This window comes from Salmonella sp. SJTUF15591, from assembly GCF_043356435.1.
GTDB classification, from domain to species: domain Bacteria; phylum Pseudomonadota; class Gammaproteobacteria; order Enterobacterales; family Enterobacteriaceae; genus Salmonella; species Salmonella enterica.
In genome coordinates this window covers 44,636-61,611 of record NZ_JBEUJO010000009.1, presented here as the reverse complement: position 1 = coordinate 61,611, position 16,976 = coordinate 44,636, and the positions used below count along the sequence as shown (strand labels likewise).

The following is a 16,976-nucleotide window of genomic DNA, read 5'->3' as shown; positions in this document are numbered from 1 at the left end:
TTCTACAGACGTGCAATGCAAATTATTTTTTAGCGGCGAAACGCGCTGCTGCTTCGTCCCAGTTCACCACGTTCCAGAACTCTTTGATGTAGTCCGGGCGGCGGTTCTGGAATTTCAGGTAGTAAGCGTGTTCCCACACGTCCAGACCCAGGATCGGGAAGCCGGAAGCGCCGGAAATGGCTTCACCCATCAGCGGGGAATCCTGGTTTGCGGTAGAAACCACAGCCAGTTTGTCGCCTTTCAGCACCAGCCACGCCCAGCCGGAGCCGAAACGGGTTGCTGCTGCTTTTTCGAATTCAGCTTTGAAGTTGTCAACGGAACCGAAGTCACGCTCGATAGCCGCTTTCAGATCGCCCTGCAGAGTGGTGCCTTTTTTCAGCCCTTTCCAGAACAGGCTGTGGTTAGCGTGGCCGCCCGCGTTGTTACGCAGCACGGTTTTTTTGTCCGCTGGCACCTGGTCCAGTTTAGTAATCAGTTCTTCAACCGGCAGGTCAGCAAACTCAGGCAGGTTTTCCAGCGCCGCGTTAGCGTTGTTGACATAGGTTTGATGGTGTTTGGTGTGGTGAATCTCCATCGTCTGCTTATCGAAGTGCGGTTCCAGTGCATCATAAGCGTACGGCAGGGATGGCAGTGTATAACTCATAATCATCTCCATTATTGTCGAGCGGCACAGTGTTAACGCCGCGTAAGCAGTTGGTTCATTATAGTTAATTAAATGATATTGAAAATGATTATCAATGCCGTACTTTTTCCATGGTTATAAACGTTACGGCATCCGCTGAAAAAAAACGTCTTTTACGCCTCCAACCGAAACCGCCTGTTGATGAATTCCTGGAAATCATGAAATGTGAAACAGGGTTTCAAAATCTTTCTTTTGGTGCCAATTTTTGTCAGCGGTGGCAAAATCAAGAAGGTTATAATTTCACCATGCTATTACATTCCCGGTAAATTATTACAATTGCGAGGGAATTATGAAGCAACCTGGTTTTATACGTCTGGCTACGTTGGCCTTACTCTCCACACTCTCTTTCTTCTCCCACGGCGAAACCATTTTGCGCCTGGCCTACGCTGAAAATAGCCAGCCGGTAAAAGATGCGTTGCACTTCCTGGGGCAGCAAGTTGAAGAGAAAACGGGCGGCGATATCAAAGTACAGTACTTCCCGGACGGACAGCTTGGCGGCGAGCGCGAACTGGTGGAGTTGACGCAGGTCGGCGTCGTCGACATCACTAAAGTGTCGTCCGGGCTGATGGAGAGTTTTTCGCCTGAGTACGGCGTGTTCTCACTTCCCTACCTGTTTGCCACCGTCGATGAATACTACCGCGTAATGGATAACCCACAGGTGATGGAGCCTGTTTATCAGTCCACCGCCGCGCAGGGGTTTGTCGGCGTAGGCTGGTATGATTCCGGCGCGCGTAATTTTTATATGAGCAAAGCGCCGGTTAAACGCATTGAGGATTTACGCGGGAAGAAGATCCGCGTCATGCAGAGTGAGACGGCGATCCAAACCCTCAAACTGCTGGGCGCTTCGCCCATCGCCATGAGCCAGGCGGAGGTCTATACCTCGTTACAACAAGGCATTCTCGACGGCGCGGAAAACAATGAGTTCGCTCTCACCATCGCCCGCCACGGCGAAGTCGCCCGTTATTACACCTACGATATGCACACCCGCATTCCCGATATCCTGCTAATGAGTACCCTCACGCTGGAAAAGCTGACGCCGGAACAGCAGCGCATCGTCGAAGCCGCCATCAAGGCGTCGATCGAATTTGAGAAAGCCGCATGGGACAAGGAAATAGAGAAAACCAGGCTGGCGGCGGTAAAAGATTTCAACGTTGAATTCTACGAGATCGACAAAAAACCCTTCCAGAAGGCAGTACAGCCTATTTACGACGGTCTGAAAAACAAACCGCGGCTTTACGGGCTGTATCAACGTATCCAGACAGCAAAAAATTAATCTAATCAGGAAATTAAGATGAACACATTCAGAAAAGGACTTGATTTATTGCTGGGCGCTATCTGTTGCCTGGTGCTGGCGATAATGGTGGGCATCGCCTGCTGGCAGGTGGTGAGCCGCTACATTCTGGGCGTTCCCAGCACCCTTACCGAAGAGATGCTGCGATTTCTCCTGGTGTGGGTATCAATGCTGGGCATGGCTTTTGTCGCCGGTCAGAAACAGCATATTAGCCTGACTCTCTTACTGGATAAGGTGTCGCCGACGATTCGCGGCTGGTGGGATATTATTCTGCAGGTCATTTTTATCGCGTTTTCCATTTGGGTATTGATTATCGGCGGCTTAAAGATTTCTGCGATTTCTATGCTGCAAATCTCCCCTGCGCTGGGCATTCCGATGGGAAAAATTTATTACGCGCTCCCCTGCGCGGGCGTACTGATCATCCTCTATGGGCTGCTGAATATCGTTGACGCCCTGAAAGCTATCCATTCCGCCACGGATACCACTGAGCACACTCTGGAGAAATCACATGATTGACCCTATTTTTGCGTCCTGTACGCTAATTGCCGTCTTTGTTGTTTTACTGGCCATGGGCGCGCCTATCGGGATCTGCATCGTTATCGCCTCTTTTAGCACCATGATGCTGGTACTGCCTTTCGATATTTCGATGTTCGCCACCGCGCAAAAAATGTTCTCCAGCCTGGACAGTTTTGCCTTGCTGGCCGTGCCGTTCTTCGTTTTGTCCGGGGTGATCATGAATAGCGGGGGAATTGCCGCCCGGCTGGTCAATTTTGCCAAACTGTTTACTGGCAAACTGCCCGGCTCGCTCTCTTATACCAACATCGTCGGCAATATGATGTTCGGTGCAATTTCCGGATCGGCGATTGCCGCCTCAACCTCCATCGGCGGCGTGATGGTGCCGATGAGCGCGCGCGAAGGTTACGATCGCGGCTTTGCGGCCGCGGTGAATATCGCCTCCGCGCCGACGGGAATGTTAATTCCGCCCACCACGGCTTTTATCCTTTATGCGCTGGCAAGCGGGGGAACATCGATTGCCGCTCTGTTCGCCGGCGGTCTGGTCGCGGGAGTGCTGTGGGGCGTTGGCTGTATGCTGGTCACGCTGGTGGTCGCTAAGCGTCGAAATTATCGGGTTTTCTTCACCGTCCAAAAAGGCATGGCGCTAAAAGTTGCCGTTGAGGCCATTCCCAGCCTGCTGCTGATCGTGATTATCGTCGGCGGCATTGTGCAGGGGATTTTCACCGCCATTGAAGCCTCCGCGATTGCCGTGGTGTATACATTATTGTTGACGATGGTGTTTTACCGCACGCTGAAAATTAAGGATTTGCCTTCGATTTTGCTCCAGACAGTGGTAATGACCGGGGTCATCATGTTCCTGCTGGCAACCTCTTCGGCGATGTCCTTCTCGATGTCGATCACCAATATTCCTGCGGCGCTGAGCGATATGATCCTCGGTATTTCCGCCAATAAACTGGTTATCCTGTTAGTCATTACCGTCTTTTTGTTGATTATCGGCGCATTTATGGATATCGGTCCGGCCATTCTGATTTTTACCCCGATTCTGCTGCCGATCATGGCTAAACTGGGCGTCGATCCGGTGCATTTCGGCATTATCATGATCTATAACCTGGCGATTGGCACCATTACGCCGCCAGTTGGCAGTGGTTTATATGTCGGGGCGAGCGTCGGTAAGGTCAAAGTTGAGGAAGTGATTAAACCGTTGCTGCCTTTTTACGGCGCGATTATCGGCGTTCTGTTATTAATTACCTACATTCCGGAAATCACACTGTTCTTACCCCGTCTACTGGGCATCATGTAAGCGCATAGTTTCCTGCACATCTCGTTGCCGGATGGCGATTCGCGTCTTATCCGGCCAACGCACGATAATAATTATCCGCAGGTCATCACCAGGTAAAAAAAACCGGCTACCTATAAAGTAGCCGGAAAAGGGAATAAATAATAAACAGGGATAATGATTAGAATGTGTAGCCTATACCCACGCGGAAACGGGTTTGTCTTTCATCGCTGTTGCTATTGACGGAAACATTACCTACCTCAACGAATGGCGACCATTGGTCAATAATATAGGCAGTTCTGAAGTTATATTCATAGTTATCTTTGCCGCCATCGTAAAGATCATATTTATCGGCTTTCTTATAAATTCCTTCGATTGTCCAGTCAAAGTTGTTCCATTTATAACCCGCCCAGACATCCATACGATTGATGGTATCATCATCACGGATATCAGAAGAACGGCGTACATATTCAAAGCGATAGCGCGCACCAACCCACCAGCTTTCATTTAATGTCCACGTCGCGCGGAAGTAAGGCTTATAGGTAGAGTAACCGTTGCCTGTTTCCAGCACAAAACCCGGTTGCCAGGCGACATCACCGGTTTTAAATTGGTAGCTTATCGTATATTCGTTACCCTGTGTTTCCAGGTCATTAAACGCTTTATTGGTGTCATCCCCGCCTGATTTTGAGATAGCTTCTATCGCAAAACCAACACCATTCGCAAACCGATGAGAAATATACGCACGGTCATAGTTAGCTTTACTGTCATCAAGATATTCATGACGAACATCGACATATACTGCATGCGCATTTGTTACAACAAGAGGTAATAGTAAGAAAAGAGATTTTCTCATAACAGAATCCATTTAATTTAAAATTAAAACGTTGTTTTATGTCAGACCGTTACAACCATAATACGCAATGTGAATGGCGACAATATAGGCAAAGATCTTTAATTTAAAATTGGGATAATATTCAAAAAGCAAAATAAAATAAATGAAATTTATATTCGCCATATAACATAAAAATCAAAGCGTCATCAACAACACCAATATAGGACTTTCCTTATATTTATATTTTATTGATTCCTAACGTTAATTTCAATATATTTAAATTGTAAATACAAATAAAACAACTAAATAATTACTGTATAACTACCCTTTTATCAAACGGTAAGTCAGACTATTCCCATTATGTGATCTCACGCAGCGTTTTCTTTGCATTGTTGCCAGCTAAGTCGTTTCGTGTCGTTATGATGAAGGTATTTTAGAAAACAAATATTACCCACTGATTTAAATAACATCCAGACGGTCACGATGCGCTCCGACTTTTTTAAAACGTGAAGTTAATCACTTCATTAACGTGCTGATTGCCAGAATACACCCAACGGCGGCAATCGTTATAAGGTTACCAGGCTGCGTAATTTTTAAACTCATGCAAACGGAAGGGGTATCCCGTCCATAAAAAATAATGAGGAACATGTCATGAGTAACGCGATTACGATGGGTATTTTCTGGCATTTGATAGGGGCGGCCAGTGCAGCCTGCTTCTATGCCCCGTTCAAGCAAGTGAAACAGTGGTCATGGGAAACCATGTGGTCAGTGGGCGGCATCGTCTCATGGCTTATTCTGCCGTGGACAATTAGCGCTCTGTTACTGCCTGATTTCTGGGCCTATTATGGACAGTTTAACCTCTCCACCCTTTTACCGGTTTTTCTGTTCGGCGCCATGTGGGGCATCGGCAATATTAATTACGGTCTGACCATGCGTTATCTCGGGATGTCGATGGGTATCGGCATCGCTATCGGCATTACGCTTATCGTCGGCACGCTGATGACGCCTATCATCAACGGTAACTTCGATGTGTTAATCCATACCGAAGGGGGACGCATGACGCTACTTGGCGTTTTTGTCGCGCTGATCGGCGTCGGGATTGTGACGCGCGCCGGACAGTTAAAAGAACGCAAAATGGGCATTAAAGCGGAGGAGTTCAATCTGAAGAAAGGGCTTCTGCTGGCAGTGATGTGCGGTATTTTCTCGGCGGGGATGTCTTTTGCCATGAACGCCGCGAAACCGATGCATGAAGCTGCTGCCGCGCTTGGCGTTGACCCGCTCTATGTCGCGCTGCCGAGTTACGTGGTGATTATGGGCGGCGGCGCGCTGGTGAACCTCGGTTTCTGTTTTATCCGCCTGGCAAAAGTGCCAAATCTGTCGATAAAAGCCGACTTCTCGCTGGCAAGACCGTTGATTATCAGCAATATTCTGCTGTCCGCGCTTGGCGGTCTGATGTGGTATCTACAGTTCTTTTTCTATGCCTGGGGTCACGCGCGCATTCCCGCGCAATATGACTACATGAGCTGGATGCTGCACATGAGCTTCTATGTGCTGTGCGGGGGGCTTGTCGGTCTGGTGCTAAAAGAGTGGAAAAATGCTGGCCGCCGTCCCGTTGCCGTATTAAGCCTCGGCTGCGTGGTAATTATTATCGCGGCGAATATTGTCGGTTTAGGCATGGCCAGTTAATCGCTTTGATTACTGAGATGACGCCATTGGCTCGGCGTCATCCCGGTTTCCCGCGTGAACACCACTGAAAAATAATTACTATCTTCAAAACCGCACTGCATCGAAATCTCACTAATCATCAGCGGGCTATGCTGAAGCAGATACTGCGCGTGGCAAATACGGACCTGGCGTAAATATTGATTAATCGTCATCCCGGTTTGGGCGCGAAACTGCTGCCGCAGCACCCGTTCGCTGCATTGTTCCTGATGGCAAAACGCATCCAGCGCAAAGGGACACTCAAGGCTATTAGCCAAAGCGGTAATTAATTTATCCAACAGGGTTTCTCGGGAGGTTGCCGGAAGATCGTCGGTCGCGTAGCGATGCCGTTTTAACGTCATCACCAGTTGACCAAACAGCAATTCCGCCATCTCATTCGCCAGCGGATCGCGTCCATTACTCTCATGTTCAAGCTGGTTAATGACCTGCCGCGCCTGATTCATTCCCATACTGCCCAGCCGCCAGTGAGGATGCCACTGCGCTCCCTGAAAGCCGGGAATCATCGCCTGCCAGTTTACATTGAGTTTCAAACGCTCCGGGCAGTAAATGATATTTTGCAGCACCAGATCGTTAACGGAGGTATAGGAGTGTTTGTCTTCAGCACGAATGTAAAACAGATCGCCGCGGGTAATTCTGTATGGGCGCTCATTAAGAACGTGTAGGCCATTGCCCCGCCAGACCATCACCAGTTCACAAAACTCATGCGTATGTTCCGCAAAAACATCCTGTGGATAGCGATCGGCAACCGTAACGGCCTGCTGCTCATCAGTAAAAAAATCTTTTTTCAAAAGGATTAACTGATTTGCCACCGCAGCACCTCATGTTGAATGCTTGCCGGATGGCGCTACGCTTATTCTGTCTACCGCTCGCCGCCGTAGGCCAGGTAAGGCGCAGCCGCCATCCGGTATTAAAGGGTATAATTATCAGCATATTGGCGACGAAAACGTTGATAGCGTTCGCGTTACTGGATTATCGCATCGCGTCCCTGACGGATATCCCGCGGCGACCAGTTAAATTCTCGGCGAAACAGAGTCGAAAAGTGGTTACTGTCGCCAAAACCGCAGCGGTACGCGATTTCTGTCACGCTATGATCGCTATGGCGCAATAAATGCCGGGCTTTGATCAAACGCAGGCGATTAAGGTAACGTTGCGGCGTCAGCCCGGTATGCTGTTTAAGCTGACGATGCAGCGTGCGTAGCGACAGCGAAAACTGTTCGGCTACCGCCTCCCAGCAAACCTCCTCCGCAAAATGGTCTTCCAGCCATGCCATCAGTTGGTTGAGTTTGGCGTCGTTATTGGTCGCGCCTTCCATCAGGCTACTGCGGCGTAACAACACCAGTAGTTGCATAAACAAAATTTCGCGATTCGCCACGGCAGGCGCATCCATGCCGTCTCCGGCGTGCTCCATCAGACCGACCAACTGGCGCACCTGCTGCAACACACTCTGATTCACCCGCCAGTGAGAAGGATAGTAACCATCCTGCTCCTGCGGCAGCAATTGATCCAACCCCGCCAGGAACTGGAAGGCGTCCGGTGAACGCCACAGTACATTCGTCAGGCATAGGTTGTCGGTATGTTCATATAAATGCCGGTCGTGATCGCGAACAAAACACACGGTACCGCCGCTGATGGTATACGGCTGCCCGTTGAATACATGAATGCCCGTACCGTGTTCCACAATCACGATTTCATGAAAATCATGATGATGTTCAGGGAAAGCGGCTTGCGGCAGACGAGGTTCAATCGCCACGGGTGCTTTACCTGATGGAAAAAAATCCACGCTATGCAGTACGGTCATGGTTGCTTCCTCCTGAATTCAACATGTCCGAATAGTAATTAAGGGTTATCGGCCTCACCTTAAATTTTTGACGCTAAAGCGCGCAAACATGGTCTTTTTTTCAAGAAAAGGCGGGAAAAAGCGGGAAATGCGGACGACATCACACCGGCCTATTAGTAGAAACTGTGAACGCTATCACGTTCATCTTTGCCTTGTTGCCAGCGGCTCATTTTCCTGTCAGTAACGAGAAGGTAGGTCTTTGAGGGCTTTTTTAGACTGTGCGCAATGACTCTAAGAAGGACCTGATTATGACTTTTCGCCATTGTGTCGCGGTTGATCTCGGCGCATCCAGCGGGCGCGTGATGCTGGCGCGTTACGACAGCAAACACCGTACCCTGACGCTACGTGAAATTCACCGTTTTGTGAACTGCCTACAAAAAACAGACGGGTTTGACACCTGGGACATCGACAGTCTGGAAAAGGATATCCGTCTTGGTCTGAAGAAAGTCTGCAATGAAGGCATTCTTATAGACAGCATCGGCATCGACACCTGGGGCGTCGATTATGTCCTGCTGGATAAACAAGGTCAGCGTGTCGGCCTGCCGGTCTCCTACCGCGATAACCGTACCACGGGCATCATGCCGCAAGCGCTGGTCCAGATCGGCAAAAGCGAAATCTATCGCCGCAGCGGGATTCAGTTTCTGCCGTTTAACACCATCTATCAGCTACGCGCGCTGACGAAACAACAGCCTGAGTTAACGGCGCAGGTCGCTCATGCACTGCTGATGCCCGATTATTTCAGCTACCGCCTGACCGGTGAAATGAACTGGGAATACACCAACGCCACGACCACCCAGTTGGTCAATATCAATACCGATGACTGGGACGATACCTTGCTGGCGTGGACCGGCGCGAAAAAGAGCTGGTTCGGTCGCCCCTCGCACCCTGGCAATGTTATCGGCGACTGGATTTGCCCGCAGGGCAACCGTATTCCGGTGGTAGCCGTCGCCAGCCACGATACCGCCAGCGCCGTTATTGCCTCTCCGCTGGCAAATAAACATAGCGCTTACCTGTCTTCAGGCACCTGGTCATTGATGGGTTTTGAAAGCAAAATGCCCTACACCACTGATGAGGCGCTGGCCGCCAATATCACCAACGAAGGCGGCGCGGAAGGGCGTTATCGGGTACTGAAAAACATTATGGGTTTGTGGCTGCTCCAGCGTGTGCTGAAAGAACGGCGCATTACCGATCTGCCTGCGCTTATCGCCCAAACAGAAGCGCTGCCGGCCTGCCGTTTCCTGATTAACCCGAATGACGATCGCTTTATCAATCCTGACGATATGCGCGCTGAAATCCAGGCCGCCTGTCGCGAGACCGACCAGCCCGTTCCCGTCAGCGATGCCGAACTGGCGCGCTGCATTTTCGACAGTCTGGCGCTGTTGTATGCCGACATTCTGCACGAACTGGCAAATCTGCGCGGCGAAAAATTTACCCAACTGCATATTGTCGGCGGCGGATGCCAAAACGCGCTACTCAACCAGTTGTGCGCCGATGCATGTGGTATTCGCGTGATGGCCGGGCCGGTTGAAGCCTCCACCCTTGGCAATATTGGTATTCAGCTTATGACCCTCGACGAATTAAACAACGTCGATGACTTCCGTCAGGTCGTCAGCGCTAACTACGACCTGACAACCTATATCCCTAATCCTGATAGTGAAATTGCCCGCCACGTTGCGCAGTTTCAACCCAAACGACAGACAAAGGAGCTTTGCGCATGACCACTCAACTGGAACAAGCCTGGGAACTGGCAAAACAACGTTTCGCCGCAGTAGGTATTGATGTCGAGGAGGCGCTGCGCCAGCTCGATCGCCTGCCGGTTTCCATGCACTGCTGGCAGGGCGACGATGTTGCCGGATTCGAGAACCCGGAAGGTTCGTTGACGGGCGGAATTCAGTCAACCGGCAACTATCCGGGCAAAGCGCGTAACGCCACCGAACTGCGCGCCGATCTGGAACAGGCGCTGCGTCTGATCCCAGGACCAAAACGGCTGAACCTGCACGCCATTTATCTTGAGTCGGATACGCCGGTTGCCCGCGACCAGATCAAACCGGAGCATTTTAAAAACTGGGTGGAGTGGGCGAAAGCGAACCGGCTGGGGCTGGATTTCAACCCCACCTGTTTTTCTCATCCACTGAGCGCTGACGGTTTTACCCTCTCTCATCCAGACGCGAAAATTCGCCAGTTCTGGATCGATCACTGCAAGGCCAGCCGCCGCGTCTCGGCATACTTTGGTGAGCAGCTCGGCACGCCGTCGGTGATGAACATCTGGATCCCGGACGGCATGAAAGACATTACCGTCGACCGTTTAGCCCCGCGCCAGCGCCTGCTGGAAGCGCTGGATGAGGTCATTAGCGAGAAATTCGATCCGGCGCACCACATCGACGCCGTTGAGAGCAAACTGTTTGGCATCGGCGCGGAAAGCTACACCGTCGGCTCCAATGAGTTCTACATGGGCTACGCCACCAGCCGTCAGACCGCGCTGTGCCTGGATGCGGGCCACTTCCATCCCACTGAAGTGATTTCCGACAAAATTTCCGCCGCCATGCTCTACGTGCCACGGCTGCTGCTGCACGTTAGCCGCCCGGTACGCTGGGATAGCGACCACGTGGTGCTCCTGGACGATGAAACCCAGGCAATTGCCAGCGAAATCGTCCGTCATAACCTGTTCGACCGTGTGCATATCGGTCTGGATTTCTTCGACGCCTCTATCAACCGTGTCGCCGCGTGGGTTATCGGTACCCGCAACATGAAAAAAGCGCTGCTGCGCGCTCTGCTGGAACCCACAGATCAACTGCGTCAGCTTGAAGCCAGCGGCGATTACACCGCGCGTCTGGCGCTGCTGGAAGAGCAGAAATCTCTGCCGTGGCAGGCCGTCTGGGAAATGTATTGCCAGCGTCACGACACGCCGGCTGGCAGCCAGTGGCTGGACAGCGTTCGCGCCTACGAAAAAGAGATCCTGAGCAAACGTAGCTGACAGCGACACCTGATCTGTAGGCCGGATAAGACGCCCGCGTCGCCATCCGGCAATAAATGAAACACGATTGCCGGATGGCGTTGCGCTTATCCGGCCTACGTAAGACCCGAATAACCTTCGGGCAATGAATGGGAACACGAACATGCAAAATATTACCGATTCCTGGTTTGTCCAGGGCATGATTAAAGCCACGTCTGATGCGTGGCTGAAAGGGTGGGACGAACGTAATGGCGGTAACCTGACGCTACGTCTGGATGAAGCCGATATCGCGCCTTTTGCGACTAATTTCCACGAAAAACCACGCTATATCGCGCTAAGTCAACCCATGCCGCTGCTGGCGAATACGCCGTTTATCGTTACCGGTTCCGGCAAATTCTTCCGCAACGTGCAGCTCGATCCGGCAGCCAATTTAGGCGTGGTCAAAATCGACAGCGACGGCGCAGGCTACCACATTCTGTGGGGCTTAACCCACGACGCGGTACCCACCTCTGAACTCCCGGCGCATTTCCTTTCCCACTGCGAACGCATCAAAGCCACCCACGGCAAAGACCGCGTCATTATGCATTGCCATGCGACTAACCTGATCGCCCTCACCTACGTACTGGAAAACAACACTGCGCTGATCACCCGCAAACTGTGGGAAGGCAGCACCGAATGTCTGGTGGTATTCCCGGACGGTGTCGGCATTCTGCCGTGGATGGTGCCAGGCACCGATGAAATCGGCCAGGCCACCGCGCAAGAAATGCAGAAACATTCGCTGGTGCTGTGGCCGTTCCACGGCGTGTTCGGAAGCGGACCTACGCTGGATGAAACCTTCGGTTTGATAGATACCGCAGAGAAATCCGCTGAGGTATTAGTCAAAATCTATTCGATGGGCGGTATGAAGCAGACCATCACGCGCGAAGAACTGGTCGCACTCGGCAAACGTTTTGGCGTGACACCGCTGGCCAGCGCCGTAGATCTGTACTGATACCTCCCAACTCAACGCCGGATGCGGCTTTGCCTTATCCGGCCTACAGGACGGTGCGCATTTTACCGTAGGCCCGATAAGCGTAGCGCCATCGGGCAACAGGGAATTTTTTTAAGGAGAATAGTGATGAGCTTTATGTTGGCACTGCCAAAAATTAGCCTGCATGGCGCTGGAGCGATTGCCGATATGGTGAACCTCGTGGCGAATAAGCAATGGGGCAAAGCGCTGATCGTTACCGATGGTCAACTGGTAAAGCTGGGCCTGCTGGATAGCCTGTTTAGCGCACTGGATGAACATCAAATGTCTTACCACCTGTTTGATGAGGTGTTCCCAAACCCGACAGAAGAGCTGGTGCAGAAAGGTTTTGCGGCGTATCAGAGCGCAGAATGTGACTACATTATCGCCTTCGGCGGCGGCAGCCCGATCGATACCGCAAAAGCGGTGAAAATTCTGACCGCCAACCCAGGTCCATCTACCGCCTACTCCGGCGTCGGCAAAGTGAAAAACGCCGGCGTACCGCTGGTAGCGATTAATACTACGGCAGGTACCGCGGCAGAGATGACCAGCAACGCGGTGATTATCGACTCTGCCCGTAAGGTCAAAGAGGTGATCATCGACCCGAATATCATCCCGGATATTGCCGTGGATGACGCCAGCGTTATGCTGGAAATCCCGGCTTCTGTGACTGCCGCAACCGGCATGGATGCCCTGACCCATGCGGTGGAAGCCTATGTCTCCGTTGGCGCGCATCCGCTCACCGACGCTAACGCGCTGGAAGCGATTCGCTTAATCAATGTGTGGCTACCGAAAGCGGTTGACGATGGCCATAACCTCGAAGCCCGTGAGCAAATGGCATTCGGCCAGTACCTGGCAGGCATGGCGTTCAACAGCGCCGGTTTGGGGCTGGTTCACGCGCTGGCGCACCAGCCGGGCGCAACTCACAACCTGCCGCACGGCGTCTGCAACGCTATCCTGCTGCCAATTGTCGAGAACTTTAACCGTCCGAACGCCGTCGCGCGTTTTGCCCGCATCGCTCAGGCGATGGGCGTGGAGACGCGCGGTATGTCTGACGAAGCCGCAAGTCAGGAAGCGATTAACGCTATCCGTACGCTGAGCAAACGCGTCGGCATTCCAGAAGGTTTCAGCAAGCTGGGCGTCACAAAAGAAGATATCGAAGGCTGGCTGGATAAAGCCCTCGCCGACCCGTGCGCGCCGTGTAACCCGCGCACCGCCAGCCGCGATGAAGTTCGCGAGCTGTACCTGGAGGCGTTATGATCCGCAAAGCCTTTGTGATGCAGGTAAATGCCGACGCGCACGAGGAGTATCAGCGTCGTCATAACCCAATCTGGCCGGAGCTGGAAGCCGTATTAAAATCTCACGGCGCGCATCACTACGCGATTTATCTCGATCAGAAGCGCAATCTGCTGTTCGCCACCGTTGAGATTGAATCCGAGGAGCGCTGGAACGCCGTTGCCAGCACCGACGTTTGCCAGCGTTGGTGGAAACATATGCGTGACGTTATGCCCGCGAATCCGGATAACAGCCCGGTCAGCGCAGAGCTAAAAGAGGTGTTCTATCTGCAGTAAGTCGTGTGCCCGGTGGCGCAAGCTTACCGGGCCTACGGTTTTATTTTTTGTAGGCCGGATAAGGCGGTTACGCCGCCATCCGGCAATTTCAATTCTGCTCCGCTACCAGGATAGCCAGAGTATCCGGTTCCAGCGCTTTAAAGATATGCGCCTGGTCGCCGGGATAACAAATGTAATCGCCTTCCGCCAGCTCTTCCGGCGCCTCGGTTAAGCCGACGAGGGCTTTTCCCTGCGTAACAATAATATGTTCCACCGACCCCGGCGGATGCGGGTGAGAGATCCGGTCGGCCCCCGGCTGCGTCAACAGCAGATAGATATCACGCCGCGCGCCGGGCGGACATGCCGCCAGTAATATCGCCTGATAATGCGCCTGCTCCGCCACCACTTTGGTGCCTTCTCCGCGGCGAATCACCTGCGTTTTTTGTACCTGCGGCTCCAGCAGCCTGGCAAAGGGAATGTCGAGCGCGACGCATAGCGACCATAACGTCTCCAGGCTGGGGTTGCCGTTCCCTGCTTCCAGTTGTGAAAGCGTAGATTTAGCGATGCCTGCGCGCCGCGCAATCTCCGCCAGCGACAGTCCGGTTCGCTGGCGTTCGCGTACCAGACTTCTGGCAATGACGCTAATAGGTTGTGTCATAAAGCATCCAACGTTCACTATAACGAACGAAATGTTCGTCTTGTAAAGCAAATCTGTTCCGTTCATTATAATGAAAATTCGTTCGATATGACTAAAGAAGATGAAACACTATTTTTCCTGTCTCAAGGGAGACACGATAAAAGCGATATTTTTAGTGTGCCTGGCCGTGGGCGTCGTCGGCATGTCCTATGGCTCACTGGCGATGGCCTACGGTTTCCCACTGTGGGTGCCGTTTGTCCTCTCTATTTTTGTACTGGCGGGCGCGTCCGAATTTATGTTTATCGGCATTGTTGCCAGCGGCGGCAATCCGTTAGCGGCGGCGGCGGCAGGACTGCTGGTGAATGCGCGCCACGTGCCGTTTGGCGTAACGGTGCGCGATTTGGTTGGCACCCGCGCCGCCAGCTTTTTCGGCTGCCATATTATGAATGATGAGAGCGTGGTGTTCGGCCTGTCGCAAAAAACACCCGAACAACGTAAAGCCGCCTACTGGCTATGCGGTCTGGGCGTCGCCCTATTCTGGCCGATTGGCACACTGATTGGCGCAGGTGTCGGCAAACTGCTTCCGGCCCCAGAAACCATCGGTCTGGATGCCGTATTCCCGGCAATCTTACTGGCGCTGGTGATCCCGGCGTTTAAAAACCGCACCACATTGATTCGTGGTTGCAGCGGCGCCGCGCTGTCGCTTGCCGCCGTTCCTTTTGTGGCTGCCGGATTGCCGGTGTTGCTTTCGCTGCTTGGCCTACTGGCGAGGAAAAAATAATGGGCAATATGACGCTATTTATTATCGGTATTGCTCTTTTGTCTGCGGGAACCTATTTGATGCGCCTCGGCGGCGCGAAACTTGGCAGCCGTCTGGCGCTGTCTGAGCGTTCACAGGCGCTGCTCTCGGATGCGGCAACGGTGCTGCTATTCTCCGTCGCGCTGGCGACCACCTTTTACGAAGGCGAACATTTTGCCGGAATGGCGCGCGTTCTTGGGGTTGGCTTCGCCGTATTTTTAGCCTGGCGTAAAATGCCGCTTATTGTGGTGATTATCGCCGCCGCGGTAGTGACCGCGTTATTACGAATGGCGGGTATTAATTAACGTCTTACAGAACAGTTGGACGTGACACCCTATAAGTGATGAAGGCTGGGCCGCCCTATGCTGCAGTGGCTCAGAATTTTCGCATCAGGCGGGATAAATGCTTTCCATATAAATGCCGATCCTCAATGACACTACCAGTACCTTCCAGCGTGACGTCAACATCTTGTGATAGCTTCAGATTACTGGTTTTTCTAATAGCTCTCTTTAGTTAATGTTTACGTCAGCTATTTTTACGGATATTGCCTGATGAGGAATACATAAACGAAAAAAGCGCCTGATCGGCGCTTTTTATTGGCGTTATAGCGTAATTTTATAGGCACTTGCGCCAGCCTGCGCTCAGTTAATGTGCCGTCACTCAACGCAGGCGGTTATAATCATCCACCATCTCGTTATAACTTCTCAACGACGCCGGATAAGAATCCGCAACCATCCATCCTGTTGCAGGGTCCTGCACCCGTTTCTTTTCAAAATCAGAATACTCAACATTGTCTCTGATGCGACGAATATATTTTTTAGCTTGTAGCTGATAATCAGCCGCAGAGCTGATGAAAGAAGAATTACGGCCATCAGTATTCACTTCTTTCAATTGCGCAATCATTGTTTCCAGTTCCGCGACTTTTTTCATCATCGCTTCGGCATCAAAGGTATCGGCAGAAATAACCTTGTTGATCTGCTTTGCCGAAATCATGACAGCCAGAGAATAATAGTTAAATGTTTTACCTTCCGCTTCTTCTATTCTCTTCAACTGTGTCAATTGCCGCCTGTCATTTATTTCCTGAATAGCCTCATGATATTTTTCCGAGACGGGTTTAAAATCCTCGATATTCTTCAGTAATGTCTGATGCAGCGCCTTACCTTTAGCAAAGGCATCATCTTTATAGTTTTCCTGGGTATAATATTTTTCCATTTCGTTAATGGTATTACCCAGCGCGGCGGCGCTATCAATATAGCTAACGGCAACGCCATCAATAGGCTCAAGTAATGGCGTTAAGGCGGCCACCTGTTTCATCTCTTTCTGGCAATTCGTTATGTAAGACTCCGTAATACCATAAATGCCATAAACCAGGCTCTCTTTCCCTGTCGGACCTTTTTTAAAGTCTTTCACCCAATCCGCGTAACGCGCCAAACTGCGCTGAACGGGCAATTGAAGTTTATTAAAACAATCGATATAGACATCCATTTTTTCACTATAAACTTCTTCAGCGTCAACCTCCGGCTGAGCTGGCGTTTCTGGCTTCGCCGCCGGGGGCTGAGTTGCCGTTTCTGGCTTCGCTGCTGGGGGCTGTGCTGGACTTTCGCCAGATTGCGTTTCCGACGTCTGAGAAGGCGCTGGCGTCGCAGGCTGACTGCTGGCGGCCGGCGTCGCCTCGGTTTTAACATTATTGTCATCACATCCTGTTGCGCCCAGGGTCATTAGCGCAATGATTATCGCTGAGGATAATAAATTCCTTTTCATTTAATTGCCTTTTGTATATTTACGTTGGGGTTCTCTTATTTTAACGAACACATTGATATTGATAATGTTAATTATAATGAAATATGGATTAAGTATTTTTCGTGTTGAATAAAT

At 51.6% G+C, this 16,976-nt stretch carries 17 protein-coding genes; 11 read left to right on the top strand and 6 right to left on the bottom strand.

Translation table 11 applies throughout. From position 1 onward, the window contains the following. Positions 1-22: 22 nt before the first annotated feature. Positions 23-643 (bottom strand): superoxide dismutase [Mn], encoded by a 621-nt coding sequence (gene sodA, locus ABVM99_RS19150; RefSeq protein ID WP_000122632.1) that lies wholly within the window; start codon positions 641-643, stop codon positions 23-25. Positions 644-971: 328 nt separating this feature from the next. On the opposite strand from sodA, the gene ABVM99_RS19145 reads away from it, so the two are divergent. Genes ABVM99_RS19145 through ABVM99_RS19135 form a run of 3 tightly spaced genes read left to right on the top strand, consistent with a single transcriptional unit; the run spans position 972 to position 3,789 of the window. Further along, positions 972-1,955 (top strand): TRAP transporter substrate-binding protein, encoded by a 984-nt coding sequence (locus ABVM99_RS19145; protein WP_000812816.1) that lies wholly within the window; start codon positions 972-974, stop codon positions 1,953-1,955. Between the two features lie 18 nt (positions 1,956-1,973). After that, positions 1,974-2,489 (top strand): TRAP transporter small permease, encoded by a 516-nt coding sequence (locus tag ABVM99_RS19140; protein ID WP_001091413.1) that lies wholly within the window; start codon positions 1,974-1,976, stop codon positions 2,487-2,489. Next, the gene (locus ABVM99_RS19135; RefSeq protein ID WP_000566800.1) at positions 2,482-3,789 is read left to right on the top strand and encodes a TRAP transporter large permease; all 1,308 of its coding nucleotides are present in this window, start codon (positions 2,482-2,484) and stop codon (positions 3,787-3,789) included. The genes ABVM99_RS19140 and ABVM99_RS19135 overlap by 8 nt, the downstream gene beginning before the upstream one ends. Before the next feature lie 157 nt (positions 3,790-3,946). On the opposite strand, the gene ABVM99_RS19130 is transcribed toward ABVM99_RS19135, so the two are convergent. Beyond that, positions 3,947-4,630 (bottom strand): oligogalacturonate-specific porin KdgM family protein, encoded by a 684-nt coding sequence (locus tag ABVM99_RS19130; protein WP_000378721.1) that lies wholly within the window; start codon positions 4,628-4,630, stop codon positions 3,947-3,949. A gap of 618 nt (positions 4,631-5,248) precedes the next feature. Between ABVM99_RS19130 and rhaT the strand changes: the two genes are divergently transcribed. Next, complete coding sequence (gene rhaT, locus ABVM99_RS19125; protein ID WP_023181427.1) at positions 5,249-6,283, top strand: L-rhamnose/proton symporter RhaT; 1,035 nt, start codon at positions 5,249-5,251, stop codon at positions 6,281-6,283. On the opposite strand, the gene rhaR is transcribed toward rhaT, so the two are convergent. Together rhaR and rhaS are read right to left on the bottom strand one after the other, a co-directional pair. Then, positions 6,280-7,128: an HTH-type transcriptional activator RhaR gene (gene rhaR / locus ABVM99_RS19120; RefSeq protein WP_023195952.1), complete on the bottom strand. Its 849-nt coding sequence runs from the start codon at positions 7,126-7,128 to the stop codon at positions 6,280-6,282. The two genes, rhaT and rhaR, sit on opposite strands and share 4 nt — an antisense overlap. A 152-nt stretch (positions 7,129-7,280) precedes the next feature. After that, positions 7,281-8,117, bottom strand: a complete 837-nt coding sequence (rhaS, locus tag ABVM99_RS19115) for an HTH-type transcriptional activator RhaS (RefSeq protein WP_000217109.1) — start codon at positions 8,115-8,117, stop codon at positions 7,281-7,283. A gap of 287 nt (positions 8,118-8,404) precedes the next feature. Between rhaS and rhaB the strand changes: the two genes are divergently transcribed. The 5 genes from rhaB to rhaM all read left to right on the top strand — a co-directional run bounded on the left by rhaB (position 8,405) and on the right by rhaM (position 13,686). Next, a complete protein-coding gene (gene rhaB / locus ABVM99_RS19110) occupies positions 8,405-9,874 on the top strand; it encodes a rhamnulokinase (RefSeq protein WP_000143965.1) in 1,470 nt (489 codons plus the stop codon). Next, positions 9,871-11,130 carry an L-rhamnose isomerase gene (gene rhaA, locus ABVM99_RS19105; RefSeq protein ID WP_000211468.1) on the top strand — a complete coding sequence of 420 codons (1,260 nt, stop codon included), beginning with the start codon at positions 9,871-9,873 and terminating at the stop codon, positions 11,128-11,130. Before rhaB ends, rhaA begins: the two co-directional genes overlap by 4 nt. A gap of 142 nt (positions 11,131-11,272) precedes the next feature. Further along, positions 11,273-12,100 carry a rhamnulose-1-phosphate aldolase gene (gene rhaD / locus ABVM99_RS19100; protein ID WP_023195953.1) on the top strand — a complete coding sequence of 276 codons (828 nt, stop codon included), beginning with the start codon at positions 11,273-11,275 and terminating at the stop codon, positions 12,098-12,100. 126 nt (positions 12,101-12,226) lie between these two features. Beyond that, complete coding sequence (fucO, locus tag ABVM99_RS19095; protein WP_000009253.1) at positions 12,227-13,375, top strand: lactaldehyde reductase; 1,149 nt, start codon at positions 12,227-12,229, stop codon at positions 13,373-13,375. After that, on the top strand, positions 13,372-13,686 hold the full coding sequence (rhaM, locus tag ABVM99_RS19090) for an L-rhamnose mutarotase (protein ID WP_023195955.1): 315 nt from the start codon (positions 13,372-13,374) through the stop codon (positions 13,684-13,686). The genes fucO and rhaM overlap by 4 nt, the downstream gene beginning before the upstream one ends. 88 nt (positions 13,687-13,774) lie before the next feature. Here rhaM and ABVM99_RS19085 read toward each other — a convergent pair whose 3' ends face one another. Beyond that, a complete protein-coding gene (locus ABVM99_RS19085) occupies positions 13,775-14,323 on the bottom strand; it encodes a helix-turn-helix domain-containing protein (protein ID WP_023195956.1) in 549 nt (182 codons plus the stop codon). A gap of 100 nt (positions 14,324-14,423) precedes the next feature. On the opposite strand from ABVM99_RS19085, the gene ABVM99_RS19080 reads away from it, so the two are divergent. Both ABVM99_RS19080 and ABVM99_RS19075 read left to right on the top strand, forming a co-directional pair. Further along, positions 14,424-15,083, top strand: coding sequence for an AzlC family ABC transporter permease (locus tag ABVM99_RS19080; protein WP_000683586.1), 660 nt, complete (start codon positions 14,424-14,426; stop codon positions 15,081-15,083). Then, positions 15,083-15,406, top strand: a complete 324-nt coding sequence (locus tag ABVM99_RS19075; protein WP_000527677.1) for an AzlD domain-containing protein — start codon at positions 15,083-15,085, stop codon at positions 15,404-15,406. The genes ABVM99_RS19080 and ABVM99_RS19075 overlap by 1 nt, the downstream gene beginning before the upstream one ends. Before the next feature lie 355 nt (positions 15,407-15,761). Here ABVM99_RS19075 and ABVM99_RS19070 read toward each other — a convergent pair whose 3' ends face one another. Continuing rightward, positions 15,762-16,862, bottom strand: coding sequence for a YiiG family protein (locus ABVM99_RS19070; protein ID WP_023195957.1), 1,101 nt, complete (start codon positions 16,860-16,862; stop codon positions 15,762-15,764). Positions 16,863-16,976 lie beyond the last annotated feature (114 nt).

Coding starts and splice junctions, on each gene's coding strand:
- sodA (WP_000122632.1), bottom strand. CDS start 643: ATGAGTTATACACTGCCATCCCTGCCGTACGCTTATGATGCACTGGAA.
- ABVM99_RS19145 (WP_000812816.1), top strand. CDS start 972: ATGAAGCAACCTGGTTTTATACGTCTGGCTACGTTGGCCTTACTCTCC.
- ABVM99_RS19140 (WP_001091413.1), top strand. CDS start 1,974: ATGAACACATTCAGAAAAGGACTTGATTTATTGCTGGGCGCTATCTGT.
- ABVM99_RS19135 (WP_000566800.1), top strand. CDS start 2,482: ATGATTGACCCTATTTTTGCGTCCTGTACGCTAATTGCCGTCTTTGTT.
- ABVM99_RS19130 (WP_000378721.1), bottom strand. CDS start 4,630: ATGGATTCTGTTATGAGAAAATCTCTTTTCTTACTATTACCTCTTGTT.
- rhaT (WP_023181427.1), top strand. CDS start 5,249: ATGAGTAACGCGATTACGATGGGTATTTTCTGGCATTTGATAGGGGCG.
- rhaS (WP_000217109.1), bottom strand. CDS start 8,117: ATGACCGTACTGCATAGCGTGGATTTTTTTCCATCAGGTAAAGCACCC.
- rhaB (WP_000143965.1), top strand. CDS start 8,405: ATGACTTTTCGCCATTGTGTCGCGGTTGATCTCGGCGCATCCAGCGGG.
- rhaA (WP_000211468.1), top strand. CDS start 9,871: ATGACCACTCAACTGGAACAAGCCTGGGAACTGGCAAAACAACGTTTC.
- rhaD (WP_023195953.1), top strand. CDS start 11,273: ATGCAAAATATTACCGATTCCTGGTTTGTCCAGGGCATGATTAAAGCC.
- fucO (WP_000009253.1), top strand. CDS start 12,227: ATGAGCTTTATGTTGGCACTGCCAAAAATTAGCCTGCATGGCGCTGGA.
- rhaM (WP_023195955.1), top strand. CDS start 13,372: ATGATCCGCAAAGCCTTTGTGATGCAGGTAAATGCCGACGCGCACGAG.
- ABVM99_RS19085 (WP_023195956.1), bottom strand. CDS start 14,323: ATGACACAACCTATTAGCGTCATTGCCAGAAGTCTGGTACGCGAACGC.
- ABVM99_RS19080 (WP_000683586.1), top strand. CDS start 14,424: ATGAAACACTATTTTTCCTGTCTCAAGGGAGACACGATAAAAGCGATA.
- ABVM99_RS19075 (WP_000527677.1), top strand. CDS start 15,083: ATGGGCAATATGACGCTATTTATTATCGGTATTGCTCTTTTGTCTGCG.
- ABVM99_RS19070 (WP_023195957.1), bottom strand. CDS start 16,862: ATGAAAAGGAATTTATTATCCTCAGCGATAATCATTGCGCTAATGACC.